We start from the raw sequence: 23,886 nt of genomic DNA on the forward strand, positions 1-23,886 counted from the left end.
CCACGGCGTCCGGTCAGGACCGTACGGCCCGCCGGGCGGCCTCGTCGAGCAGGCCGGCCAGCCGTTCCGCGTCGCGTTGGGCCTGACCGGCGCAGCAGTTGTTGAACAGCACGTGCAACTCGTCGGCCTGCCCGGCGAGGTCGACCAGCAGCTCGGACCAGCGGCGCAGTTCCTCGTCGCCGTAGGCGTACCGGAACCGGTTCTCCTTGTCGCCACTGGTCCAGGCGCTGCTGTGGCCGTGGAACCGGATCATCGCCAGATCGGCGGTGGCGACCGGGATCGGCGGCACCGAGTCCGGATGCCCCTGCGGCATGTCCACGCAGCAGAAGGTCAGCTCCTGCGCGCGCAGGAAGGCCAGCGTCTCCAGCGCCGCCGTCCCGTCGAACCAGGAGGCGTGCCGCAGCTCGACGGCGACCCGCCACGGCCGGCAGCGCGACGCCAGCTCCGCGATCCGTCGGCGGGCCGCCTCCCCACGGGCCAGCCACGGCGGAAACTGCAACAGCACCGCACCGAGCCGGTCGGCCGCCGCGATCGGCGTCAGCGCCGTCCGAAACCGGCTCCACAGCTCGTCGTACGCGGCCGCCGGCAGGTCACGCCGCCGGATCCGAGCCGGCCCGCCGGTAGGGCGGAGGTCGGCGGGCAGGGTGGCGACCGGGGTCGGGTGACCGGTGAAGAGGCTGAACGCCTTGACGTTGAAGGTGAACCCGTCGGGTGTGGCGTCGACCCAGCCCTGCACCGTCTCCGGTGCGGGCACCGCGTAGTACGACGTGTCCACCTCGACCAACCCGAACCGGCCGGCGTAGTGGCCCAGCCGACCGGCCGGGGTGTTCACCTGGCGCGGGTACCAGCCGGAACGCACAAGCGTCCGGTCCGCCCACGAGGACGTGCCCACCTTGATGACACCCATGTAATTCAGTGGACCGCCGAACGGGCGGATCGGCAACCGCTGGGCGGTGACCGCCGGGCCGACCCGTTGGTAACGTGCCGCGATGACCTTGCGGCGTCGATCCGTGGCGGTGGTGCTCCGCCTGACGATCGTGATCAGTGTGCTGGCCGGTGTGGTGCTCACCGCGCTCGGCCCGGCCACGGTGACCGGACTGCTGCCGTACTTCTCCATCCAGAGCAACCTCGCGGTGGGTCTGGTCGCCGGGTACGCGGTCTGGCGGGCTCGCCGGGGTCGGCCCGATCCGCCGGACGGGCTCACCGGTGCGGTGACCCTCTACACCGGGTCGGCACCGCCTGGTCCTGCCGGGTCGGCACCGCCCGGCGCTGTGGCACCGACGGCGGAGGGGGCGGAGGGCACGAGGTCGGCGGAGGTGGTTTGAGTCGGGTTCCGTCGGGGAGCCCCCGGGCAGGCGTCACGAGGACGGGAGACAGGGATGCGTGCACTGCGGCTACCCGCCTGGAAGACCGAGCCCGAACTGGTCGAGGTCGACGAACCGACACCCGGCCCGGGCCAGGTGGTGGTGCGGATCGGGGCCGCCGGTGCGTGCCACTCCGACCTGCACCTGATGCACGACTTCGAAGCCGGTGGTCTGCCCTGGAATCCGCCGTTCACGCTCGGTCACGAGAACGCGGGCTGGGTGCACCGGCTCGGCTCCGGGGTCACCGGGTTGGAGGTGGGCCAGCCGGTGGCGGTCTACGGCCCGTGGGGCTGCGGTCGCTGCGCCCGTTGCCGGGTCGGTGTCGACAACTACTGCGAGAACCCGACCGCCGCGCCGGTGCCGGGTGGAGGTGGTGGCCTCGGTCTGGACGGCGGAATGGCCGAATACGAGTTGGTGCCGGATGCCCGGCACGTGCTGCCGCTGCCCGAGGGGCTCGATCCGGTCGACGCCGCGCCGTTGACCGACGCGGGGCTCACCCCGTACCACGCGATTCGCCGGTCCTGGCCGAAGCTGCCACCCGGCAGCACCGCGCTGGTGATCGGTGTCGGTGGGCTCGGGCACGTCGGCGTGCAGATCCTCAAGGCGACCACCGCGGCCCGGGTCGTCGCGGTGGACACCCGGGAGGAGGCGCTGCGGCTCGCCGAGGAGTGCGGTGCCGACCTGACGATGCGCTCGGCCGAAGGCACCGCCGAGGAGATCCGCAGGGTCACCGGCGGCCGGGGCGCCGACGTGGTGCTCGACTTCGTCGGCGCCGACGCCACGCTGAAGCTGGGCGTCGCCGCCGCCCGCACCGTGGGTGACCTGACCGTCGTCGGGCTCGGCGGCGGCTCCCTGTCGGTCGGCTTCTTCTCCGTGCCGTACGAGGTCAGCATCCAGACCACCTACTGGGGCAGCCGCCCGGAACTGCTTGAGGTGCTCGACCTGGGTGCGCGCGGGCTGGTGCGACCGAAGACCACCACGTTCGGCCTGGACGAGGCGATGAGCGCGTACCGGATGATGCAGGACGGCAGTCTGGAAGGTCGGGCCGTCATCGTGCCGTGAGCTGCCCGGGCGAGGCGTCCCCCTAGAATGATCATGTGGTCGCCGCGTTGGAGCTGTACCTGGACACCGTCGCCACCCGGCGGATCCGGGTGCTGTGGGACGCCCTGGAGGCCGAGGGGGTGCAGAGCATGCGCTCCCTGCTGGAGCAGCGGCACCGGCCACACGTCTCACTCGCGGTCGCGCCGCGCTTCGACCCGGAGCAGGTCACGGCGGCGCTGGCCGGCACCACGGTGGCGGCACCGCTGCGGCTGTCGTTCCAGCACGCCGGCCAGTTCGTCGGCCGGGTGCTCTGGCTGGGTCCGGTACCCACCCCGGAACTGCTGGCGCACCACCGGCGGGTGCACGACCTGCTGGTCGCGGGCGGGGTGACGTTGGTGGAGCACTACCGGCCGGGCCGGTGGGTACCGCACTGCACCCTGTCCATGCGGGTGCCGAACGCCCTGATGGCCACCGCCGTACGCCGCTGCCTCGAAGTGCTCCCCCTGGAGGCCACAGTCGTCTCCGCCGCCCTCACCGACCACGCCCGCAACATCTCCCACCCCCTCCCCTAGCCACCCCCCCACTACCCACCCCCCCACCCCCACCCACCCCACCTCGCCCGGTTGATCATGAGGTTAGCGGCGGTGTTGATCTCCAAAACTGCCGCTAACCTCATGATCAACGGGGTGGGCGAGGGTGGGGTGGGCGAGGGTGGGGTGGGCGGGGGTGGGGTGGGTGGGGTGGGTGGGTCAGGAGGGGTCGGGGCGGCCGTGGCGCCAGTAGCCCATGAAGGCGACGGCGCGGCGGTCCAGGCCGCGCTCGGCGACCAGGTGTCGGCGGAGGATACGGATGACTCCGGCCTCTCCGGCCAGCCAGGCGTAGAGCGGGGCCGTCGGGAGTGCGTCGGGCACCTCCCAGAGGATCTCGTGGTCCACGTCCACCTCGTCGACCGGTTGCGGGGTCGGCCCGCTCCCGTTGACCGGGGCGCTGGCCAGCAGGTCGCCGGCGGCTGCGGCGACCGCGGCAACGAGGCGGCTGCCGTATCCACCGGCGCCCCGGGGCAGCCAGGTCACCTCGACACCCGGCGGTGTGATCAGCGGCAACGCGTCACCGGCCTCGGGGACCTCCAGCAGCACCCGGCCGCGCGCGTCCAGCGGTAGCCGTTCGCAGATGCCACTGATCGCCGGCACCGCCGTCTCGTCCCCGGCCAGCAGCAGGCACCCGGTCGACGGGGGCCGGAACTCGACCCCGCCGTGGTCGCCGCCGTACGCCGAGTCGGGGCCCACGATGGCGATCTCGTCACCGGGGCGGACCCGGCGGGCCCACCGAGTGGCTGGTCCGCCGTCGCCGTGCAGCACCAGGTCGACGTCGACCTCGCCCAGGTACGGCCGGACCGCGCGCACCGTGTACGTACGGATCGGATTGCGTTCGTGATCCGGCAGGGTCCGCCACCGCGCGTACCAGTCCGGCCCCTGCGGGAGGTGGACGCTGGCCTGGCCGGGCAGCGGCAACGCCAGCTTGATCCGCTGGTCGTAGCCGTTGTCGGCGAAGCGGTCCAGGTCGGGACCGGTGAAGGTGACCCGGACGAAGGACGGGCTGAGCCGACGTACCGCGCGGACCTCGACGGCGAACAGTCGCCAGGGTGCGACGGGCAGGGTGTGGGTCATGGTGCCTCTCCGGGTCGGTTCGGTGCGCTTACCGGGGTGGGGCGGCGGCGCGTGAACGCCACAGCAACCAGACGAAGTAGGGGGTGCCGATCATGGCGGTGACCAGCCCGGCGGGGATCTGGGCCGGGGCGATCACGGTGCGGCCAAGGGTGTCGGCGAGACTGACCAGGGCCGCGCCGAGGAGGGCGGCGACCGGGAGCACCCGGGTGTGCCGGCCGCCGACGAGGGCCCGGGCCGCGTGCGGTGCGACCAGGCCGACGAAGCCGATCACGCCGACGGCGGAGACCGCTGTCGAGGTGAGCAGGGCCGCCGCGCCGAGCGCGATCAGTCGGGTGCGTTCCAGCCGGACGCCGAGTACCCGTGGGGTGTCGTCGTCGAGTGTCATCAGGTCCAGCTCGCGCCGGGCGGCCACCACGGCCGGGGTGAGCACCAGCAGGGCTATCGCCACCGGCAGCACCTGGGTCGCGGTTCGGCCGTAGGTGGAGCCGGAGAGCCAGGTGAGGGCCTTGCCGGTGTTCCAGGGATCAAAGGCGACGATCATGAAGGTGATCATGGCCATGCCGCCCTGCCAGGCACCGAAGCCGATCAGGACCAACCGGTCGGAGCTGAGGCCGCCACGCCAGGCCGCGCCGTACACGAGCGCGAAGGCCAGCATGGCGCCGAGCCCGGCGACCCCGGAGACGGCCCAGACACCGGCCAGCGGTACGAAGGTGAGCAGCGAGACCGCGCCCAGTCCAGCGCCGGCGGTGATGCCGAGAATGCCGGGCTCGGCCAGCGGATTGCGGCAGACCGCCTGCACGGTGGTGCCGGCGACCGCCAGGGCCGCGCCGGCCAGCATCGCGGCGGCGACCCGCGGCCACCGCTGATCGAGCACGAAGGTGTACGCCGGCCCGGTGCTGCCGTTGATCCAGTTGACGATGTCGCCGAGCAGCAGCCAGGTGTCCCCGGCGAGCATGCCGAGCAGCACCGCCCCGGCGGTGACCGTGGCGGCGACCGCCACCACGGTGCGGTGGAAGCCCGCGGAGCGTACGGCGGCGTGCCCGCCGGTCGGGCGGCGGGTGGGGCCTGCGTCGCGGTGCCGGCGGGCCAGCCAGATCAGGATTCCCGCGCCGAACAGGGTGGTCACCACGCCGGTGGGAATGTCGACGCCGGCCTGACCACCCATCAGGGCCCGCAGCAGCACGTCGGAGCCGAGGACGATGATGACGCCGGCCATGCCGGACAGCGGCAGCAGGATCCGGTGCCGATGGACTCCGGGCACCAGCGGACCGAGCAGCCGGACGATCACCGGCGCGCAGAGGCCGACGAAGCCGACCGGGCCGGTGAGGGTGACCGCCGCGGCGGACAGCAGCACGGCCAGCACGGTGACGATCAGCCGGGTCCGGCGTACGTCGATGCCGAGCACGGTGGCGGTGTCGTCGCCGAGGGCGAGGATGTCGAGGCGGTGGCCGAACAGCATCAACGCCGCGACGGCGGCCACGATCACCGGGGCGAGTTGGGTGAGCGTGTCGAGGTCGCTCTGCACCAGGGAGCCGTTGCCCCACGCGAACAGGCCGATGGTGGCCTGCTCGAACAACAGGAGCAGCAGCATGGTCACCGAGCTGAGCGCCAGCGCGGTGGCCGAGCCGGCGAGGATCAGCCGGGTGGTGCCGGCCTGGCCGCCGGAGGACATCGCCATCACCAGGCCGGCGGCGGCGAGGCCACCGCAGAAGGCCAGACCACCGGCGGGCAGCGCGGGCAGTGCGACGCCGAACGCGGCGACCGAGACGATGGCCAGGTGTGCGCCGGCGTTGACGGCGAGGGTGTCCGGGGACGCGAGGGGGTTGCGGGCGATCGACTGAAGTGCCGCGCCGGCGAAGCCGAGGGCCACACCGATGGTCAGCCCGGCGAGCAGCCGGGGCAACCGGGACGCGACGAGTACCCGGGCGGTCTCGTCGTCCCCGCCGGTCAGCAGGCGGAGCAGGTCGAGCGCACCCACGGCGGAGGTGCCCTGGGTGAGGTGCACCGCCACGACCACCAGCAGCAGCACGGCAGCGGCGACGAAGATCCCGGCGACGCGCGGAACCGAGGGGCGCCCGGCCGGAGCCGGCTGGACAGCCGGCTCCGGACGCGAGGGCGCGGACAGCATGGTCACACCGCGTAGGTGTTGACGAGCTGGTCGATGTACTGCTTGCCGGAGAGCGGCCCGCCGAAGGTCCAGATGCCGTCGGGCATCCGGTGCAGGTTGCCCTGCTTCACGAAGGGCAGCGACTTCCAGATGGCGTTGCTGTTCAGCCCGTCGGCGAAGACGTCGGTGCCGTCCGAGGCGTTGTAGAAGAAGTGCAGGTCCGGGCTCTTGAGCACGGTCAGGCCCTCGACGTCGGTCTGGCCCAGGCCCCAGGCCGGGTCCGTCTCGCCGGTCCAGGCGTTGGTGAGGCCGAGCTGGATGCCGATCTGGGAGACCAGGGCGCCCTCGCCGAACATCCGGATGCTTACCGTGCTGCCTTCCTTCCAGCCGTCGGCGATGGCGAACGGCTTGCCGGCGGCACCGGCGTCGGCGATCTTCTTCTTGCCGTCGGCGATGGCGGCGTCGAAGTCGGCGAGCAGCTTCTCGGCCTCGGCGGTCTTGCCGACCGCCGTGGCGATCATGTTCAGGTCGGCCCGCATCCGGCCGAGGTTGTCCGCGGCGTCGCTGCCCTTGGTCACGATGACCGGGACGTACTTCTCCAACTGCGTGATCACGTTGGCGCCGCGGTCGTCCTCCATGACCACGAGGTCGGGTTGCAGCGCCACGATGGAGTCGATGCTCGGCTCACCGCGCGTGCCCACGTCCTTGACGCCCGCGTCGAGCTTGGCGGCGCTGACCCAGGTCGCGTACCCCTTGGGGTCGGCGACGCCGACCGGCATGACGCCGAGGCTGACCAGCATCTCGACCTCGCCCCATTCGAGACCGACCACCTTGGTCGCGGGGGCGTCGAGCTTGACCTCCTTGCCCCGGCTGTCGGTGACGGTGACCGGGCCGCTGGCGGCGGGAGTGGTGGCGGCGGGCTCGGTGGTGTTCTCGGTGGTGCCGCAGGCGGCCAGCAGCACCGCGGTGGCGGCGGCCACCAGGGCGGTTACACGGGTACGGGACATGATGTTCTTTCTCGGGTGGGTGTCGTGAACGGTCTGTGCTCAGACCGGGATTCGGGCCAGGTGTCGGCCCACGGGTCGGGTCGTCACCAGCCCGCTGAGCGGGTCGATGCTGACCTCGATCCGGATGCCGTAGGTCTCGGTCAGGTCGTGTTCGGTGAAGACCTCGGCCGGGGTGCCGGTGGCGCGGACCCGGCCACCGTGCAGCAGGACCACCTCGTCGGCCACCGCGGCGGCCTGGTTGAGGTCGTGCAGCACGACGCCGACCGCGACCCCGTGGTCGTCGGCGAGGTCACGCATCAGATCGAGAATCCCGACCTGGTAGCGCAGATCGAGGAAGGTGGTGGGTTCGTCGAGCAGCAGCACCGGGGTGTCCTGGGCCAGGCAGGTGGCCAGCCAGACCCGCTGGAGTTCGCCACCGGAGAGTTCGTCCACCGGCCGGCCGGCCATCGCGGTGACGCCGGTGACCTCCATCGCGCGGGCGATGGCGGCCGGGCCGTCCGGGTCATCCGCGCGCCAGCGGCCCCGGTAGGGGTGGCGGCCGTAGCCGACGACGTCGCGGACGGTGACGCCGTTGGGGATCGGCCTGCTCTGGGCGAGCAGGGTCACCCGGCGGGCGTACTCCTTGGCGGGCAGACCCGCGGCGGCGATGCCGTCGGCGAAGAGCACACTGCCGCTGTCGAGCGGATGCAGCCGGGCCAACGCCCGCAGCAGGGTGGACTTGCCGCTGCCGTTGGGACCGACGAGCGCGGTCACCGTGCCGGGACGCAGGGTGATCGCGGCGCCGTGCACCACCGTGGTGCCGTGGTAGCCCAGGCGCAGGTCGACACCCCGTAGGCTCTGTTCGGCGTCTTTCGACATCAGTCCGCTCGACATGCGGTTAGGCTAACCTAACCTAAGTACCTGTCAAGACGCGGGTCTGTCTCACTTTCATCGACCCCACCCGTCCCCTCTCGGCGCTGGTGAACAGGGTCGATACGGCACGCCGCGTCGCCGACCGGTTCCCTGGCGCGAACCCGGACGAGCAGTCACCTGCGATCGGGCGGGACGCCGATGCCGGGCCACCCGTCAGGCAGCCCGAAATCCGTACCGGGGTGGGACGACAGAGCAGTCGGAGCAGCGGTAACGTTGCGCGTCATCCACCGCCGGCCCGCCGGCGTGGCGCTCTTCGATCCTACGGAGGATGGGGCATGTCCATCGGCGAGGAGCCGTTCGCAGTCCGCGACGACCTGGCCTCGCGGCCGAATTTCGAGGTCGCCCTGCGCGGGTTCGACAAACGGCAGGTCGAGCGCTATGTCGAGCAGATGGACGGCCGACTCGCCGCCATCTCGGCAGAACGGGACCGGGCCACCGCGCACGTACGGGAGCTGAGCGGAAAGCTCCAGGCGGTGCAGAGCGAGATGGCCGAGCTGCGGCAGCGACCGGCGCAAGTGGACAAGGCCACCTTCCAGGACGTGGGCCCGATGGTCGGTCAGATCCTGGACCTGGCCGAAAAGCAGGCTGCGGCAATCATCGACACGCACACCCAGCGGGCCACCAAGCTCCAGGCGGAGGCGGAGAAGACGCTCGCCAACGCGCGGGAACGCACCGTCAAGGCACTGGCCGACCTCGAGGAGGAGCTGGCCGGCCGACGGGCGGAGCACGAGAAGACGTACGAGGAGTTGCGGGCGGCGGCCGACGCGGAACTGGCCGAGACCCGCGAGCGGGCCGACAAGCTGCGCGCCGACGGGGAGGCCGCGCACGAGCGTGCGCAGCAGGAGGCGCAGCGGATCGGCGAGCAGTGCCGCCAGCAGGTCGAGCAGGCCCGCTCGGCGGCGGAGGCGCTGACCACCTCGGCGCGTACCCAGATCCACCAGGAGATCCAGGCGGCCCGGTCGAAGAGCCAGCAGGAGCTGGCGCAGTGGCGGGCCACGGTCGAGGAGGAACTGGCCGAGCGGCGGGCCACTGCCGAGGAGGACCTGGCCGAGCAGCGGGCCGCCGTCGAGCGTGAGCTGGCCGCGCAGCGCACCGCCGCCGAGCAGCGGGTCAGCTCGATGATCGCCGACGCCCAGCAGTACTCGGCGGAGATCCGCAAGCGCGCCGACGAGCAGGCGGCCGAGGTGCGCGAGCTCAGCGACGAGCAGGCCGCGGCAGCCGAGGAACAGCTGCACGCCGTCCAGCTTGAGGTCGGGGAGCAGCGTCAGGCCCTCGCCCAGTTGCACGAGCAGTTGGACGATGCCGAGCAGCAGCTCGACGAGGCTCGCCGCGCCAAGGACGCCACCGAGGCCGAGCTGACCCGGCTGCGGCAGTTGCTGGAGGAGACCAGCCACGAACTCGTGGCGGAGCGCCAGCGGCTGGACGAGGTGCGCCGGGCGGCCGAGGCCGCCGAACGGCACGCCAAGGAGACCCGGGCCCGGGTGCAGCGGGAGGCCAAGCGGGTCGCCGATCTGGCGGCCGCGGCGGTGATGGCCGCCGCGGCGGGTGGCGGCGAGACCGCCGAGTACCCGATGGTGGCCGCCCGACTCGGGGTTTCCCGGACCGCTGGCGACGCGGCCACGGCGGGCGGTGGCGAGGGGACCTCGACGGCCGGCGGTGCGACCTCGGCGGCCGGCGGTCAGGCCGAGGCCGCGGCCGCCGCTGGGGAGGTGGACGTCGAGCGAGCCGGGTCGGATCCGGAGCGGACGGTCACCGACGGTGCCGATCCGGCGGGCCGGGACCGTAACGGCGCCGCGACCGGCAGGCCGGGCGATCCACAGCCGGGCGGACCCGGCGGCGGCCCGGAGCACGGTGCACGCCCGGCGGTGGATCCGGTGGCTCGCGCGGCGGCGGCGGTGGCGGCCGGTGGGCCGGGCGGCATCGACTGGTTCGCCGGTCAGGCCGCGCACCAGCAGTCCGAGGCGGAGGAAACGCCGGCACCCGGATCGACCGAGGCCGACCGGGCACCGGAACCCGCAGCGAACTGAGCCCGATCCGTCGGTCAACGGACGATGGGCCGCCCAACCCCGAGGGCTCGGGGCGGGCGGCCCACTGCGCTCAGGACCGGCCCGCCACCAGTTCCGGTTCCCGCGCGGTCGGATCCGGCACCAGCCCGGAGGGGCCGTAGACAAGGCCCTTGCGCCGCGCGCCCCACTCGAACATCCGGTGTAGCGGAGTCGCGGCGAAGGTGGTCACGATGGCCATGATGGCCAGCACCGTGTAGAGCTGCTGGCTCACCAGGCCGGCGGAGAGCCCGATGTTGAGCAGGATCAGCTCCATCAGCCCACGGGCGTTGGCCAGTGCGCCCATCGACCCGGCCTCCCGCCAGGTCATGCCCTGCCAGTGGGCCGCGAGGCCGACGGCACCGAACTTGCCGACGAAGGAGGCCACCAGCACCACGGCGGCCACCAGCAGCACGGAAGGCTCGAAGATGAGGCTGAGCTTGGTGTTCAGTCCGGAGTAGATGAAGAAGGCCGGTAGCAGCAGGTACGCGGCGAGCGGCTCGGCTCGTTCCCGGAGCGCGTCGACGAAGCGCCCACGCGGCATGACCGTGCCCGCGACGAAGGCACCGAAGACCGAGTAGATGCCGACGTAGTCGGTGAACCAGGCGGCGAGGAGAACCACCGTCAGCGTGACGGTCAGCGGCCCCACCGGCAGTGCCGCCGTCTCACCGGCGTTACGTCGCCGCTCCGCCCAGCCCTCGACTCGGCGCAGCAGGGGCCGACCCACGAGGATCATGAACAGCAGGAACGCCAGCCCACCCCCGAGGGCCACACCGCCCCCGGCGAACCCGCCGGAGGCGGTGGCCACCACGATCGCCAGCAGAATCCAGGCACACGCATCGTCCGAGGCCGCACAGGCCAGGGCCATCGTGCCGAGCCGGGTGCGCAGCAGGCCCGAGTCGTACACGATCCACGCCAGCATGGGAAACGCGGTGATGGCGATGGCCGAGGCGATGAACAGTGCCCCCTGCCAGGGTGCGACTCGGGCGGTGAAGTACTCGTCACTGTGGACGGTCAACCACCAGCCGAGCACGCCACCGAGCAGCAACGGCACGCCGAGCCCGGCCGAGGCGGTGGCCCCGGCCTGCCGGACGTGCCCCCGGAGAATAGCCAGATCGAACGAGCAGCCGACCAGAAACATGTAGACGACGAGGCCGAGTTGCCCGATGACGTAAATGGCGGTCAGCGAGGGGTGCGGCATGGTTTCACCACCGACCTGCAAAGTCAGGGGAAACATCCATTGTTGTGCCGCTGGCCACAACAGCCCGAACAGTGAGGGCCCCAGCAGGAACCCGGCGACCATGATGGCGACCACCTGCACCTGCCCCAACCTGCGGAACAGCGGCCAAATCAGCCGATAGACGGCCAGGATCACGGCCATTTGCAGAAAGAGATGCATGGCGATTTCAAGCATCGAAGGCATGAGCCATCCATTTCTCGATTGGCACGACAAAGGGGGACAGCGTTCGGCCGAAATTCCTCCCGCGGAATTATCGACGATGCTAGATCCGGCCCGAAGCGGCGACAAGAGCGACCCAGCGCCCCCGACCGTCCGGTGGCGGACACTCCACGACCCGACCTGCTTGCCACACCGGTGCCACCGGTGGAAACGACGAAAGGTCTGGTTGGTCGAGTCTTTCTTCGCGCTCCAGAAGTGACCTTCCTCCGCACCGGCGAGGTTCGATCGATATCGGGTCGGCCGGGACGGCAGCCGATGACACCCATGGGTCCGGGGTCTCGGTCTCGCGTGAGACCGAGACCACCGGACGAAGGGTGCGCCCGCCGGGCCGGTCAGAACGGCCGGCGGGGCAGCCAGCCGAGGAAGCGGTTGCGCGCCCGGGCCAGCGGCAGCCCGGGTAGATCCCGGGCTGCGGCGAGCAGACACGAGCCCAGGTAGACCGCGAGCGCGGCGCGGGCCCCGCCGAACTCCGCGAGCAGTTGGCTCTGCTTGACCGCGCACGGCCACTCCTGCCCGCAGCCGGTGCAGGTCCAGCTCGGCGGCGAGGGCAGGTGCTCCGGCGGCTTGGCAGAGCGGTAACGGACGGCGGCGCTGTTGCGTCGGCCGACCCGGGCGGGGGCCCGATGTGGATCGCCCGGCGCGGGATGCCGATGCCTGAACAGTTCCCGCCGCGCCAGTCCGAGCGCCCCGCCCACCCGGACCAGTGCGTCCGGCCCCGGGCGATAGCCGACCAGGGCACCCAGCAGGTGATGACCCAGCAGGTCGAAGGCGTCCGGCCCGAGGGTGAGGTCGCGGCAGAGCGCGATCAGTCGCGTCGGTGCCGCCACCCGCTGCGCCACCAGGGCGCAGCGCAGCACGTCCCGCAGGCCGCCGCCCAGGTCGGACATGCGGGATCCCACGATGCCGGTCAGGTCTGTCTCACCGGCGATCCGCCGGAGTGCCTCAGCCGTCGCGAGTCGGACGATGTCAGTCGGATCCTTGGTCTCCAACACCCCACCCCTTCACCCGTTGGTCGATCAGCTACCCCTCGTTCGACACCCTTCGCATGATCATGGCCACGGAGGGTTGTCGGCTAGCCCGGTGCGCGCACGCCGGACCGTACCGATTAGCCCAAAAACGAAAACTCCCCTGACATCGACAACGAGCGAGATCCACCGGCGCGACGGATGCGCCACGAAAACTTCATGGGAGTCCTTCCTTTGTGGATACCATCGATGGGAATCCTGGCTCCGCATGTCCTACCGCTTCCGGATCCACCACGTCTCGCCGGGTGCCGTCCCGGCGTGCCGAAGCGCCCTCCGTCCAGGTCGATGGAGACGTAGTGAAGACGAAGGTTCCGACCACCCACCGGTTCGACAGCCGCGACCCGGAGACGATCCACGACTTCCTGGCGCGCGCCTATCGCGGGAAGGTCTCCGTCCGCCCGGCCGGCGGCGTCCGCTACCGGTTCCGCCACCATCGGGTGGACGCGGGCTCGTTCTGGTTGGAGGCATCGGATCAGTCGACCCGGCTCGATATCGATGTCGAGCCGGCCGCCGCGCTGGTGATCTGCGAGGTCGTCAACGGGCGCATCGACCGCACCTGCGGAGCGTACGGCCGGTTCGGGCCGGGCGACATCTTCCTGGTCACGCTTCCCGACCTGCCCTGCTCGCTGCGCTGGTTACCGGGCAGGGTCACCACCTGCCTGCTCAGCCTCTCCGTCCTGGACCGGGTGACCGGAACAGCCTCCGCCGGCCGGGCGAGCACCGTCCAGTTCACCGGGCTGACCCCCGCCTCACCGGCCCTGGCGGGGCTGTGGCGGCACACCACCAGCTATCTCAACCACGTCGTGCTGAGCAATCCGTACGCGTACCGCGAGCCCCTGGTCATCGCCAACGCGGCCCGGATGCTGGCCGCCTCGGCCCTGGCGGTCTTCCCCAACACCACCGCGGGCTGGCCCTCCGCCACCGACCGGCGCGCCGCGACCACCGCCACGCTGCGCCGGGCCACGGCGTTCATCGAGGAGTACGCCGACCGCGACATCGGTGCGGCCGACATCGCCGCCGCCGCCCAGGTCTCGTTGCGGACCCTGCAACTGGCATTCCGCCGACACCTCGACACCACCCCGATGGCGCACCTGCGCCGGGTCCGGCTCGACCGCGCCCACCGCGATCTGATGCAGGCCGACCCGCGCCAGGAGACCGTCTCGGCGATCGCCTCGCGTTGGGGTTTCCTCAGCCACAGCCGGTTCACCGCGCGCTACCACGCCACCTACGGATTTCCGCCCAGTCGCACCCTGCACGCCTGACGGCCACCCTGACCGACCGCCCGCGGCAGACCACCGTCCGCACGATGGCCGCCCCACCTCATCGGTGCCAGAATCGCACCATGCGGGGTACGCTCGTCGGCCGCGACGGGGTGTTCGATCAGGCCTGGCGCGCACTGCGCGAGCCGGGGTCGGTGCTGTTGGAGGGCCCGGCCGGCATCGGCAAGACGACGTTGCTCCGGGAACTGGTCACCGAGGCGACGCGGGCCGGCTGGTCGGTGCTGACCTGCGGGCCGACCGAGTGTGAGAGCGACCTGCCCTTCGCTGCCCTCGCCGACCTGCTCCGCCCCCTGGCGGACCTGGTGGTGGAGCTGCCCCGCCCGCAGCGTGTCGCGGCCGAGATGGTGCTGCTCACCCGGGACAGCGACGAGACCGTCGACGAGCGGGTGGTCGGTGCCGCCACCCGCTCGCTGCTGGAGGCGGTGCTCGCCGCCGGCCGGCCGGTGCTGGTCGCCGTGGACGACTCGCCGTGGCTGGACCGGCCGAGCGAACGAGCGCTGCGGTTCGCCCTGCGCCGGGTCGGGCCCGGGCTGTCCACCCTGGTCGGCTGCCGCACCGACAACACGCCCACGCTGCGGACCGCGCCGCTCGGGCTCGACTCCGGTCCCGGCCGGCTGACCCGGCTGGCACTGGCTCCGCTGGGAGTGGGCGCCCTGCACCACCTCCTGCGCGAGCGGGTCGGTGCCACCCTGAGTCGTTCCCTGCTCGCCCGGATCGCCCGGGAGGCCGCCGGTAACCCGCTGGTCGCCATCGAGGTGACCCGCGCGGTGCAGCGCCTGCCGCAGCCACCGGAGCCGGCGCAGGATCTGCCGGTGGCCTCGTCCATGCACCAACTCCTCGGTGAGGTGCTCGCCCGGCTGCCGGACCGCTGCCGGGACGCCGTACGGCTGGCCGCCCTGCTCGGCGTACCCCTGCTTCGGGACCTGGCCGCGGCGGGGATCTCCCCCGCCGCGTTCGACGCCGCGGAGGAGGCCGGCCTGCTCGTGGTTGGGGCGGTGCGAGTGGAGTTCACCCATCCGGTCTACGCGGCGGCGGTCCGCGCCGGCATCCCACCCGGCGTTCGGCGCGGCCTGCACCGCCGGCTGGCCGAGGTGGTGGCCGATCCGGACGAACGGGTCCGCCACCTGGCCCTGTGTACCACCACGCCGGATCCGGTGGTCGCCGATGCCCTCGCCGCGGCTGCCGCCCGGCAGTACGCGCGGGGCGCGCCGGAGGCCGCCGCGAACCTGTACGAGTCGGCGGCGCGGCTCACTCCGGTCGACGACGAGGCCAGCCGGGGCCAGCGGCTGCTGGCGGCGGCCCGTTGCCGCTTCGGATGTGGCGATCATCCCGGCGCACGCGTCGCCGCCGAGGCGGTGGCCGCCGAGTTCGGCGGCGACGTCCGCGCGGAGGCGCTGCTGCTGCGCGCGGTGGTCGCCTGGAGCGCCGACGAGTCCGGCGGCACGGCAGTCGAGGCAGCCGGCCGGGCGCTGGCGGCGACCCGTCCGGATTCCCCGCTGGCCGGCCGGATCCACGCCCACCTGGCGCTCTTCGTCGACCTGCCGGATCCGGCACGGGCCCATGCCGAGGCAGCGATCGCACTGCTCACCGGGCCCGGTGGAGACCGCACGCTGCTCGCCGCGGCGCTGCTGCACCTGTTCTTCAACGAGGTACGCGCCGGCGAACCACCCCGCGTCGAACTGCTCGACCGGGCGCTGGAGATGGAGGGCTCGGAGCCGTCGTGGCTCGCCGGCACGATCCCGGCGATCTGGTGGAAGTCGATCGACGACCCGGCCGGGGCCCGACGACGGCTGGGCCAACTGCTGGACCTGGCGGCGGCTCGGGGAGACGAACCCTCGCAGTACGACCTGCTCAAACACCTCGGCGAGACCGAGCTGCTGGCGGGGCGGTGGTCGGCTGCCGAACGGCACATCGCGGCGGCCCGCGAGCTCGGTGAGCTGCTGGGTACCGAGGCTACCGCGGAGATCTGGCTGGCCGGGCTGCTCGACGCGCTCCGCGGCCGACTCGACGTGGCGCAGCGGGTGGCCGAGGCGGGGCTCCGACTGGGCGAGCAGCTCGACGACGACTGGTGTCGGCGGATCCACCTGCAACTGGCAGCGTTCGTGGCGCTCTGCGCCGGGCGGATGGCCGACGCCGCAGCCGGGTACGGCCGACTTGCCGCGACGGTCGACCGAATGGGTCTGGCCGAGCCGCTCGCACAGCGCTTCGAGACCGACTGGATCGAGGCGTGCGTGGGTGCCGGCGACCTGGTCACGGCGCGCGGTGCCCTGAACCGGCTGGCGGAACGTCACCGGCGGTTGCCCCGCCCCTGGACGCTGCTGGGCTTGGCGCGCAGCCGCGCCCTGCTGGACAGCGCCAGTGGCGTCGACCCCTCGGCTGCCCTGGACGACCTCGCCGCCGCGCGGGCCGCCGTGCCGCCGGAGGTCCTGCCGCTGGACCGGGCCAGGTGTCTGCTGGTCGCGGGCATGGTGCACCGTCGGTCCCGCCGCAAGCGGCCGGCCAGGGAGGCACTGGCCGCCGCGGCGGTCGAGTTCGACGCCCTGGGCGCGACGGTGTTCGCCGGGCGGGCCCGGGCCGAGGCCGCCCGGCTCGGCGGGCGCCCGCCCGCGCCGTCGGACCTCACCGCCACGGAGGAGCGGGTCGCCCGGCTCGCCGCGCAGGGACGGACCAGCCGCGCCATCGCCGACGAGCTGTTCGTCAGCCCGAAGACCGTGGAGACCAACCTGTCCCGGGTCTACCGCAAGCTGGGCATCTCCCGTCGGGCGGAACTGGGTGCCGCGCTGGCGCGGGTCGATGGACCCGACGAACGGTTACGCCGGCCGGCGGCCACCGCCGGTGCGCCGACCGCCACGGCCAAAGGCTAGGGAAACACCGGATTCCTCGACGGCCGTGCGGTCGTAGCGTCGAGACGTCACTACCGGCGGACCGGCTTCGGGGTGAACCCGTTGCCGGCTGTCGGCACCGATCCAGCCGTGCCGTGCGAGCGGCGATGCTCCGTTCCGGGTGTGGTCGAACAGCCCGGCCCGGTGGCGGCCGGGCGTCAGAAGGGAACCGAACACGTGCGTCGACTGATCCTGCCCGCGGTGCTCGCGGTCGCGTTCGCGCTGACCGGCTGCGACAGCGCCGAACCTGCACCGCCAGCGGCTGGCCCCGGCGCGGACGTGGAGACCGACCTGGATCTGCCCGCCGACGGTGCCGGCACCGAGGCCCCGCCCTGCCCGTTCAGCGCGGCCCAGATCTCCAAGCTGGTCGGCCAGTCCATGGTCGACGACGGCAACTGCAGCTTCGGTGACGGCAAAGGGGTGGCGGCGCTGTCCGTGACGACCGCCTCCCAGTTGGCCGGCGAGACGACCTACGACTACCAGCGCCAGCAGGCCGAGCAGACCTACCAGACGGTGACGGACCTCGACGGCGACGGCAAGGGTTACCTGGCGGTCAAGGACATCGGCGCCGAGGCGGTACTCGTCGGCGGGACTGGCAGCTTCACCGTGACGCTGAGCAGCTTCGAGCGCCTCAGCACGCAGCCCGACGGCTACGAGCAGGCGCTGCGCCGGCTGCTCGACGCCCTGCCCCGGTGACACCACGCCCCGAGGAGACGACCGTGAGGTACCTCAAGCTCACCGCGACGGCCGCCGCCGTCGCCGCTCTCACCGCCTGCGGCGGCAGCGCCGAACCCACCGCCGTGCCACCGCCACCGACCGAGGTGGCGGAGCCGGCACCGGCCGTCGAGTCGACCGAGCCGTCGACCGAGGCACCGCAGGTCGACGCCTGCGCCCTGGTGTCCAAGGAGGATGCCGAGAAGCTGGCGGGCACCCCCCTGGAGGATCCGGTTCCGGTCCGCGAGACCTGCACGTACAGCGGGCCGGTCTCGGGTCCGTTGGCGCAGGTGGAGGTCTACGTGGGCGACGGAGCCAAGAAGATCCTCGACATCGACCGCGACCTCGACCACGAGTTCGAGACGCTGTCCGGGATCGGGGACGAGGCGTACCTGGAGGACGGCGCGGTCTTCGTCCACGCCGCCGGGGTGTGGGTGGCCGTCCGACTGGTCCGACTGGACGACCCGGCCAAGTACGACAAGCCGCTGACCGAGTTGGCGCGGACGGTGGCCGGGCGGCTCTGAGCCCGGCCGGCCGGATCACGCCGACTCCCGCTCGGCGGGCGACTGCTCCGCCTCGTGGCGCCGCCCCTCGAAGCGTCGCCGGATCACGGCCACCGCCTCCTCGTCGTGACAGCCGAGGCTGCGCAGCAGGTCGGTGGCGACGGTGCGGATCTGGGCCACCACCACGCTACCGGAGAACCCGACCCCCTCGTCGTACGCCTCGGCGGCCCGGTCGACCGCCTTGAGAACCAACTGCTCGGACCGGTTCGTGTGCTGCCGACTCTCGGCCTCGACCTGCAACAACGCCAAGGCGTCGCCGAAGTAGTGCACGGCGGCCGCCAGCCCGGGCGGTACCGGCTCGTCGTCGCGGACCGCGGTGGCCGCCCGGCGCAGCATCTCCTGACCGCCCCCGACGGCCAGGTCGAGGTAGCGCGTACCGCGCTGGTAGTGCTCGAACACGCCCCGTCGGTGCCAGCGGGCCGGCGACACCGCCACCGCCTCCTGCGCACCGGAGACGGCGTCGTTGAGCAGGGCCAGTTGGGGGCTCAGGCCGTACAACCCGTCCCGGGCCGCGGCCACGGCCGCGGCGTCGTGCCGGGACATGCCGTCCGCGGCGTCGTGCAGGTGTTCGATCAGGGCGGCGAAGAGCGGGCGCGCGGCCCGCTGGATGATGCGCACCGGGTTGACCGGCAGTAGGGCCACCACCGCCACGGCGGAGATCGCGCCGATGACCGCGTCGATGACCCGCGGCACCTCCAGTCCCCGCTGGATCGGCGAGAGGGTGGCGATCAGCACCGCCGTACCGCCGGCCTGGGTGACGACCGCGCCACCCCGGCTCATGGTCAAGGCGAGCAGGATGGCCAGGGTCACCACGGTGCCGATCTGCCACGGGCCGGTGCCGATCACCATGATCAGGGCGTCACCCACCAGGAGACCGGCCAGCACGCCGACCAGTAGTTCGAGGGTACGGCGGGTACGGCGGCCGATCGCGGCGGCGATGGTGCCGACGGCGGCGCTGGGGGCGAACACCGGTGACGGGTGGTTCAACAGTTCGTGCGCCAGCGTCCAGGCGAGCGCGGCGGACACCCCGGCCTGCACCGCGAGGATGCCGTACAGCTCCAGGCTCCGGCGTCGCTCCCGCCAGTTGATCCGCCGGCTGATGCGGCCGACCGTGCTGGCGACCCCGGCCTCGACCCGACCGCGGGCACGACGCGCCCGACTCGCGTTGTCCTCCCCCGCCGCCACGCCGCCGACTACCCCGCCGGACCCCGCTCATTCGCCGCCCGGTGATGCCGGTGCCGCTTCCTCCGTGGCGGGCGGACGGCCCGCCGTCGACCAGCTCGACGCGATCTCCCACCCGTTCCGGTACGCCGAGCCATCGCGCTTTCCCGCCCGAGCACCCACCTCACCTGGGAAGTAAGACTTCATATCGCGATGCATCGATTGACAAAGTTGATGATCCCAACTTATGGTGCGAGCCGGCCGGATGTTTCCGGTGGCCCGGCGACGCCCGGCCAGCCACCCCGTTGACACCATCACCACGCGAGGAGCGTCATGGCTGGGCTGAAGGGCACACTACGCAGGACACGTTGGCGATTCGGCCTGGTCGCCAGCGGCATCGCCGCACTACTCGCCGGTGCCGGCCTCATCAACGCCGGCACCGCCCACGCGGCGGCCGGATGCCGGGTGGCGTACTCCGCCCCCAGCCAGTGGCCGGGCGGGTTCACCGCCAACGTCGCCGTGACGAACCTCGGCGACCCGCTCAACGGCTGGCGGCTGACCTGGACGTTCCCCTCGGGGCAGCGGGTCACGCAGGCCTGGAACGCCACGGTCACCTCGTCCGGCGACGACGTCACCGCCAGCAACGTCAGCTACAACGCCGCCCTGGGCACCAACCAGACCGCGTCGTTCGGCTTCAACGGGTCGTGGTCCGGCAGCAACACGGCACCGACCACATTCGCCCTCAACGGCGTCACCTGCACCGGCAGCGTCGGCACCACCCCGCCACCGACCACCACCCCGCCGCCGAGCACGCCACCGCCGAGCACCCCGCCGCCGACCAGCCCGCCGCCGGCCGGCGACCCGATGGCCTACGTGGCCGCGATGCAGCCCGGTTGGAACCTCGGCAACACCTTCGACGCGGTCGGCGCCGACGAAACCGCGTGGGGCAACCCGCGCGTCACCGAGGCGCAGCTCGACGCCGTCCGGGCACAGGGCTTCAACAGCATCCGGATCCCGGTGACCTGGAGCAACCACCACGGACCCGCGCCGTCGTACACGATCGACGCGGCCTGGCTGAACCGCGTCAAGGAGGTCGTCGGCTGGGCCCTGGACGACGGCTTCTACGTGATGATCAACCTGCACCACGACTCGTGGCAGTGGATTCACGAGATGCCGACGAACCGGACCACGGTGCTCAACCGCTACAACGCGCTGTGGACCCAGATCGCCGCCGCGTTCCGGGACCACTCGCCGAGGCTGCACTTCGAGAGCGTCAACGAGCCGCAGTTCGCCAACAGCTCCGGCGACGCCCAGAACGCGGAGCTGCTGCACGAGCTGAACGTCAACTTCCACCGGATCGTGCGCGCCTCCGGCGGCACCAACGCCACCCGGATGCTGGTCCTGCCGACCCTGCACACCTCATCCGAGCAGGCCCGGATCAACGAGCTGACCACGACGATCAACCAGCTCAACGACCGCAACCTGATCGCCACCGTGCACTTCTACGGCTACTGGCCGTTCAGCGTCAACGTCGCCGGTGGCACCCGCTTCGACGCCACCACCCAGCAGGATCTGACCGACTCGTTCGACCGGGTGCACAACGCCTTCGTGACCCGCAACATCCCGGTCGTCATCGGCGAGTACGGGCTGCTCGGCTTCGACCGGCACACCAGCACCATCCAGCAGGGCGAGAAGCTCAAGTTCTTCGAGTTCCTCGGCCATTACGCGCGGACCAAGCGGATCACCACCCAGCTCTGGGACAATGGCCAGCACTTCGATCGGGTCGCCTTCCAGTGGAAGGACCCGGAGCTGTGGGCCCAGATCAGGTCGAGCTGGACGACCCGTTCCGGCACCGCGTCGTCCGATCAGGTGTACGTGCCGCGTACCGGCTCGATCACCGCGAAGTCGCTGACCCTCAACCTGAACGGCACCTCCTTCTCCGGGTTGCGCCAGGGCAGCACCAACCTGACGCAGGGCACCGACTACACGGTCTCCGGCAACCAGCTCACCATCACCGCGAGCGCGCTGACCCGGCTGGTCGGCAACCGGGCGTACGGGGTCAACGCCAGCCTCCAGGCCCGCTTCTCGGCCGGTGTGCCCTGGCGGATCGACGTGATCACCTACGACACTCCGGTCCTGTCCAACGCCACCGGAACGACGGCCGCCTTCGCCATCCCGACCCAGTTCCGCGGCGACCAGCTCGCCACCATGGAGGCGAGGTACGCCGACGGCAGCAACGCCGGCCCCCACGACTGGACGTCGTTCAAGGAGTTCGACGTGGCCTTCAGCCCCGACTATCCGGGTAACCGGATCACGTTGACCGACACATTCTTCGGTGAGGTCCGCGACGGCGCACCGGTCACCCTCACCTTCCACTTCTGGAGCGGTGCACAGGTGACCTACCGCGTCACCCGGTCCGGCAGCACCGTCACCGGGGTCACCGGCTGACCCGCCCAGCGCCACCGGCCGCCCACCGGGTGGCCGGTGGCGCGCAGCGGTCATCATGGGACCATGATCCGTTTCCTGCTGAACGTGCTCTGGCTCATCTTCGGTGGCGGCCTGGTGCTGGCGATCGGCTACGGGATCGCCGCCCTGATCTGCTTCGTGCTCGTCATCACCATCCCGTTCGGCGTGGCGTCGTTGCGGCTGGCGTCGTACTCGCTGTGGCCCTTCGGCCGGACCCTGGTGCCCAAGCCCGGCGTCGGGGTGGCCTCGGGCCTCGCCAACATCATCTGGGTGCTGCTGGCCGGCTGGTGGCTGGCGCTCTCGCACATCGTCGCCGGCGTCAGCCTCTGCCTGACCATCATCGGGATCCCGTTCGGCGTGGCCAACTTCAAGCTCGTCCCGGCGGCGATCTGGCCGTTGGGGCAGGAAGTCGTACCCGCGCCGTGAGAGTGGAAGGCGTGTTCCCGACAGCAGCTGCCAATGACCTGACCGGTCGGGTTGCCCTCGTCACCGGGGCCAACCACGGCATCGGCGCGGCCACCGCCGTCGCGCTGGCCCGGTTGGGCGCAGCGGTGCTGGTCAGCTATCTACGGTTGGACGACCGGTCGGACCCGGGCATCCCGGATGCGTACCGACGCAACCGCGCCGCCGACGCGACCGGGGTGGTCGAGCGGGTCCGCGCCGTCGGTGGCCGGGTGCTGCCGGTCGAGGCGGACCTGGCGGACCCGGCCGTCCCGGCCCGGCTGTTCGACATCGCCGAACGCGAGCTGGGCACAGTAGACATTCTGGTGAACAATGCCAGCGGCTGGCTGGCCGACACCTTCAAACCCACCGCCGTCGACCGGCACGGCCGGACGCTGCGGCCGGTGAGCGCCGAATCCTTCGACGCCCAGTTCGCCGTGGACGCCCGCGCGGGCGCCCTGCTGATCGCCGAGTTCGCCCGCCGCAACGTCGCCGCGCGACGCGGCTGGGGGCGCGTCATCAGCCTCACCTCGGGCGGCAGTGACGGGTTCCCCGAGGAGGTCTCCTACGGTGCCGCCAAGGCGGCCCTGGTCAACTACACCATGGCCGCAGCGCACGAACTCGCACCATTCGGCATCACCGCCAACGCCGTGCACCCACCGGTCACCGACACCGGCTGGATCAGCGAGGAGGTACGCGCCGCCGTCGCCGACGACCCCCATCTGCTGCGGGTGGCCGAGCCCGAGGAGGTCGCCGAGGTGATCGCCTTCCTCGCCGGGGAGAGCGGGCGACTGGTCACCGGCAACGTGGTCCAGCTGCGCTGACCGGCTCACCAGTAGGCGCCGCCGCAGACGCCTTCGGCACCCCGTGGCTCGACCTGCAACGTGGCGTGCTCGATGCTGAAGCGGTCGTGCAGCATCTGGCGGGCGGCGGCCAGCACCGGGGCCAGATCCGCGCCGACGTCCAGGGTGAGGTGTGCCGAGGCCACCTCCATGCCCGAGGTCAGGGTCCACACGTGCAGGTCGTGCACGTCGGCGACGCCATCGAGCCCACGCAGCCCGTCGCGCACCTCGGCGACGTCCACGTGCGGCGGCGCAGCCTGTACCAGGACCCGCAGCGCGGCGCGGCCGAGACGGTAGGTGCGGGGCAGGATGAACAGGCCCACCCCGACGGCAACGATCGGGTCCGCGTACCACCAGCCGGTCAGCGCGATCACCCCGGCCGCGACGAGCACGCCGACCGAGGCGAGCAGGTCACCGAGGACCTCCAGGTAGGCGCCGCGCACGTTCAGGCTCTCCGTCGATCCGGCCCGCAGCAGCAGGAAGGCGACCACGTTGGCGATCAGCCCGCCGACGGCCACCGCCAGCATCGGGCCGACCAGCACCTCCGGCGGTTCGTCCAACCGCTGCAACGCCTCCACCAGCACGTAGAGGGCCACCCCGGAGAGCAGCACCGCGTTGGCCAGCGCCGCCAGGACCTCCATCCGGTACAGGCCGAAGGTGCGCTGACCGTCCCGGGAGGCCCGGCTCGCGGCGGTGATCGCGGCGAGCGCCATGCCGATGCCCAGCACATCGGTGAACATGTGCCCGGCGTCCGACAGCAGGGCCAGGGAACCGGTCACCCAGGCCCCGACCGCCTCCACCAGCATGAAGACCGCCAACAGGGCGAAGGCCGACCACAGCCGTCCACGGTGCTTCTCCCCCGCCCGGGCGACCTGCCGCCCATGATCGTGCCCCGCACCCACCCGAGCCCCTC

The 23,886-nt window shown here is 72.1% G+C and carries 20 protein-coding genes; 11 read left to right on the forward strand and 9 right to left on the reverse strand.

The features are described from left to right. Positions 1-13: 13 nt before the first annotated feature. Positions 14-907 (reverse strand): DUF72 domain-containing protein, encoded by an 894-nt coding sequence (locus tag ACFY2A_RS04495; RefSeq protein ID WP_387168321.1) that lies wholly within the window; start codon positions 905-907, stop codon positions 14-16. Between the two features lie 82 nt (positions 908-989). Between ACFY2A_RS04495 and ACFY2A_RS04500 the strand changes: the two genes are divergently transcribed. From ACFY2A_RS04500 to ACFY2A_RS04510, 3 genes are read left to right on the forward strand one after another with little or no spacing between them, the layout of a single operon-like run. Next, positions 990-1,325, forward strand: a complete 336-nt coding sequence (locus tag ACFY2A_RS04500) for a hypothetical protein (RefSeq protein WP_387168324.1) — start codon at positions 990-992, stop codon at positions 1,323-1,325. A gap of 54 nt (positions 1,326-1,379) precedes the next feature. After that, on the forward strand, positions 1,380-2,426 hold the full coding sequence (locus ACFY2A_RS04505; protein ID WP_387168327.1) for an NAD(P)-dependent alcohol dehydrogenase: 1,047 nt from the start codon (positions 1,380-1,382) through the stop codon (positions 2,424-2,426). Between the two features lie 35 nt (positions 2,427-2,461). After that, positions 2,462-2,977, forward strand: coding sequence for a 2'-5' RNA ligase family protein (locus ACFY2A_RS04510; RefSeq protein ID WP_363919199.1), 516 nt, complete (start codon positions 2,462-2,464; stop codon positions 2,975-2,977). A gap of 177 nt (positions 2,978-3,154) precedes the next feature. Here the strand turns inward: ACFY2A_RS04510 and ACFY2A_RS04515 are convergent, their stop codons facing one another. The 4 genes from ACFY2A_RS04515 to ACFY2A_RS04530 are packed head-to-tail and all read right to left on the reverse strand — an operon-like array spanning position 3,155 to position 8,059. Next, complete coding sequence (locus ACFY2A_RS04515) at positions 3,155-4,072, reverse strand: siderophore-interacting protein (protein ID WP_387168330.1); 918 nt, start codon at positions 4,070-4,072, stop codon at positions 3,155-3,157. A 28-nt stretch (positions 4,073-4,100) separates the two neighbouring features. Further along, positions 4,101-6,197 (reverse strand): iron ABC transporter permease, encoded by a 2,097-nt coding sequence (locus ACFY2A_RS04520; protein WP_387168581.1) that lies wholly within the window; start codon positions 6,195-6,197, stop codon positions 4,101-4,103. 5 nt (positions 6,198-6,202) lie between these two features. Further along, positions 6,203-7,186, reverse strand: coding sequence for an ABC transporter substrate-binding protein (locus ACFY2A_RS04525; protein WP_387168333.1), 984 nt, complete (start codon positions 7,184-7,186; stop codon positions 6,203-6,205). Between the two features lie 39 nt (positions 7,187-7,225). Then, positions 7,226-8,059 carry an ABC transporter ATP-binding protein gene (locus ACFY2A_RS04530; RefSeq protein ID WP_363919205.1) on the reverse strand — a complete coding sequence of 278 codons (834 nt, stop codon included), beginning with the start codon at positions 8,057-8,059 and terminating at the stop codon, positions 7,226-7,228. 314 nt (positions 8,060-8,373) lie between these two features. Between ACFY2A_RS04530 and ACFY2A_RS04535 the strand changes: the two genes are divergently transcribed. Continuing rightward, positions 8,374-10,125 (forward strand): hypothetical protein, encoded by a 1,752-nt coding sequence (locus ACFY2A_RS04535; RefSeq protein WP_387168337.1) that lies wholly within the window; start codon positions 8,374-8,376, stop codon positions 10,123-10,125. Positions 10,126-10,195: 70 nt separating this feature from the next. Here the strand turns inward: ACFY2A_RS04535 and ACFY2A_RS04540 are convergent, their stop codons facing one another. Together ACFY2A_RS04540 and ACFY2A_RS04545 are read right to left on the reverse strand one after the other, a co-directional pair. Then, complete coding sequence (locus ACFY2A_RS04540; RefSeq protein ID WP_387168340.1) at positions 10,196-11,563, reverse strand: cation:proton antiporter; 1,368 nt, start codon at positions 11,561-11,563, stop codon at positions 10,196-10,198. A gap of 368 nt (positions 11,564-11,931) precedes the next feature. Beyond that, entirely contained in the window at positions 11,932-12,486 is a 555-nt protein-coding gene (locus ACFY2A_RS04545; protein WP_387168343.1) for a hypothetical protein, read from the reverse strand. 434 nt (positions 12,487-12,920) lie between these two features. Between ACFY2A_RS04545 and ACFY2A_RS04550 the strand changes: the two genes are divergently transcribed. The 4 genes from ACFY2A_RS04550 to ACFY2A_RS04565 all read left to right on the forward strand — a co-directional run bounded on the left by ACFY2A_RS04550 (position 12,921) and on the right by ACFY2A_RS04565 (position 18,024). After that, complete coding sequence (locus ACFY2A_RS04550) at positions 12,921-13,886, forward strand: helix-turn-helix transcriptional regulator (RefSeq protein ID WP_387168347.1); 966 nt, start codon at positions 12,921-12,923, stop codon at positions 13,884-13,886. Between the two features lie 80 nt (positions 13,887-13,966). Further along, positions 13,967-16,768 (forward strand): AAA family ATPase, encoded by a 2,802-nt coding sequence (locus ACFY2A_RS04555; protein ID WP_387168350.1) that lies wholly within the window; start codon positions 13,967-13,969, stop codon positions 16,766-16,768. 195 nt (positions 16,769-16,963) lie between these two features. Then, a complete protein-coding gene (locus ACFY2A_RS04560; RefSeq protein ID WP_387168354.1) occupies positions 16,964-17,482 on the forward strand; it encodes a hypothetical protein in 519 nt (172 codons plus the stop codon). A gap of 23 nt (positions 17,483-17,505) precedes the next feature. Further along, on the forward strand, positions 17,506-18,024 hold the full coding sequence (locus tag ACFY2A_RS04565) for a hypothetical protein (protein WP_387168357.1): 519 nt from the start codon (positions 17,506-17,508) through the stop codon (positions 18,022-18,024). A 15-nt stretch (positions 18,025-18,039) separates the two neighbouring features. On the opposite strand, the gene ACFY2A_RS04570 is transcribed toward ACFY2A_RS04565, so the two are convergent. After that, positions 18,040-19,248 (reverse strand): aromatic acid exporter family protein, encoded by a 1,209-nt coding sequence (locus ACFY2A_RS04570; protein WP_387168360.1) that lies wholly within the window; start codon positions 19,246-19,248, stop codon positions 18,040-18,042. A 309-nt stretch (positions 19,249-19,557) separates the two neighbouring features. On the opposite strand from ACFY2A_RS04570, the gene ACFY2A_RS04575 reads away from it, so the two are divergent. From ACFY2A_RS04575 to ACFY2A_RS04585, 3 genes are all read left to right on the forward strand, one after another. Next, positions 19,558-21,672, forward strand: a complete 2,115-nt coding sequence (locus ACFY2A_RS04575) for a cellulase family glycosylhydrolase (protein ID WP_387168363.1) — start codon at positions 19,558-19,560, stop codon at positions 21,670-21,672. Between the two features lie 63 nt (positions 21,673-21,735). Next, entirely contained in the window at positions 21,736-22,116 is a 381-nt protein-coding gene (locus tag ACFY2A_RS04580; RefSeq protein WP_099851924.1) for a YccF domain-containing protein, read from the forward strand. A gap of 11 nt (positions 22,117-22,127) precedes the next feature. After that, on the forward strand, positions 22,128-22,955 hold the full coding sequence (locus ACFY2A_RS04585) for an SDR family oxidoreductase (RefSeq protein WP_363919226.1): 828 nt from the start codon (positions 22,128-22,130) through the stop codon (positions 22,953-22,955). Positions 22,956-22,960: 5 nt separating this feature from the next. Here the strand turns inward: ACFY2A_RS04585 and ACFY2A_RS04590 are convergent, their stop codons facing one another. After that, positions 22,961-23,875, reverse strand: coding sequence for a cation diffusion facilitator family transporter (locus ACFY2A_RS04590; protein ID WP_387168367.1), 915 nt, complete (start codon positions 23,873-23,875; stop codon positions 22,961-22,963). Between the last annotated feature and the right edge of the window lie 11 nt (positions 23,876-23,886).

This window comes from Micromonospora sp. NPDC000442 (genome assembly GCF_042898635.1).
Lineage (GTDB): Bacteria > Actinomycetota > Actinomycetes > Mycobacteriales > Micromonosporaceae > Micromonospora.

Coding starts and splice junctions, on each gene's coding strand:
- ACFY2A_RS04525 (WP_387168333.1), bottom strand. CDS start 7,186: ATGTCCCGTACCCGTGTAACCGCCCTGGTGGCCGCCGCCACCGCGGTG.
- ACFY2A_RS04555 (WP_387168350.1), top strand. CDS start 13,967: ATGCGGGGTACGCTCGTCGGCCGCGACGGGGTGTTCGATCAGGCCTGG.
- ACFY2A_RS04515 (WP_387168330.1), bottom strand. CDS start 4,072: ATGACCCACACCCTGCCCGTCGCACCCTGGCGACTGTTCGCCGTCGAG.
- ACFY2A_RS04500 (WP_387168324.1), top strand. CDS start 990: ATGACCTTGCGGCGTCGATCCGTGGCGGTGGTGCTCCGCCTGACGATC.
- ACFY2A_RS04505 (WP_387168327.1), top strand. CDS start 1,380: ATGCGTGCACTGCGGCTACCCGCCTGGAAGACCGAGCCCGAACTGGTC.
- ACFY2A_RS04575 (WP_387168363.1), top strand. CDS start 19,558: ATGGCTGGGCTGAAGGGCACACTACGCAGGACACGTTGGCGATTCGGC.
- ACFY2A_RS04545 (WP_387168343.1), bottom strand. CDS start 12,486: ATGTCCGACCTGGGCGGCGGCCTGCGGGACGTGCTGCGCTGCGCCCTG.
- ACFY2A_RS04535 (WP_387168337.1), top strand. CDS start 8,374: ATGTCCATCGGCGAGGAGCCGTTCGCAGTCCGCGACGACCTGGCCTCG.
- ACFY2A_RS04530 (WP_363919205.1), bottom strand. CDS start 8,059: ATGTCGAGCGGACTGATGTCGAAAGACGCCGAACAGAGCCTACGGGGT.
- ACFY2A_RS04495 (WP_387168321.1), bottom strand. CDS start 907: ATGGGTGTCATCAAGGTGGGCACGTCCTCGTGGGCGGACCGGACGCTT.
- ACFY2A_RS04540 (WP_387168340.1), bottom strand. CDS start 11,563: ATGCCTTCGATGCTTGAAATCGCCATGCATCTCTTTCTGCAAATGGCC.
- ACFY2A_RS04580 (WP_099851924.1), top strand. CDS start 21,736: ATGATCCGTTTCCTGCTGAACGTGCTCTGGCTCATCTTCGGTGGCGGC.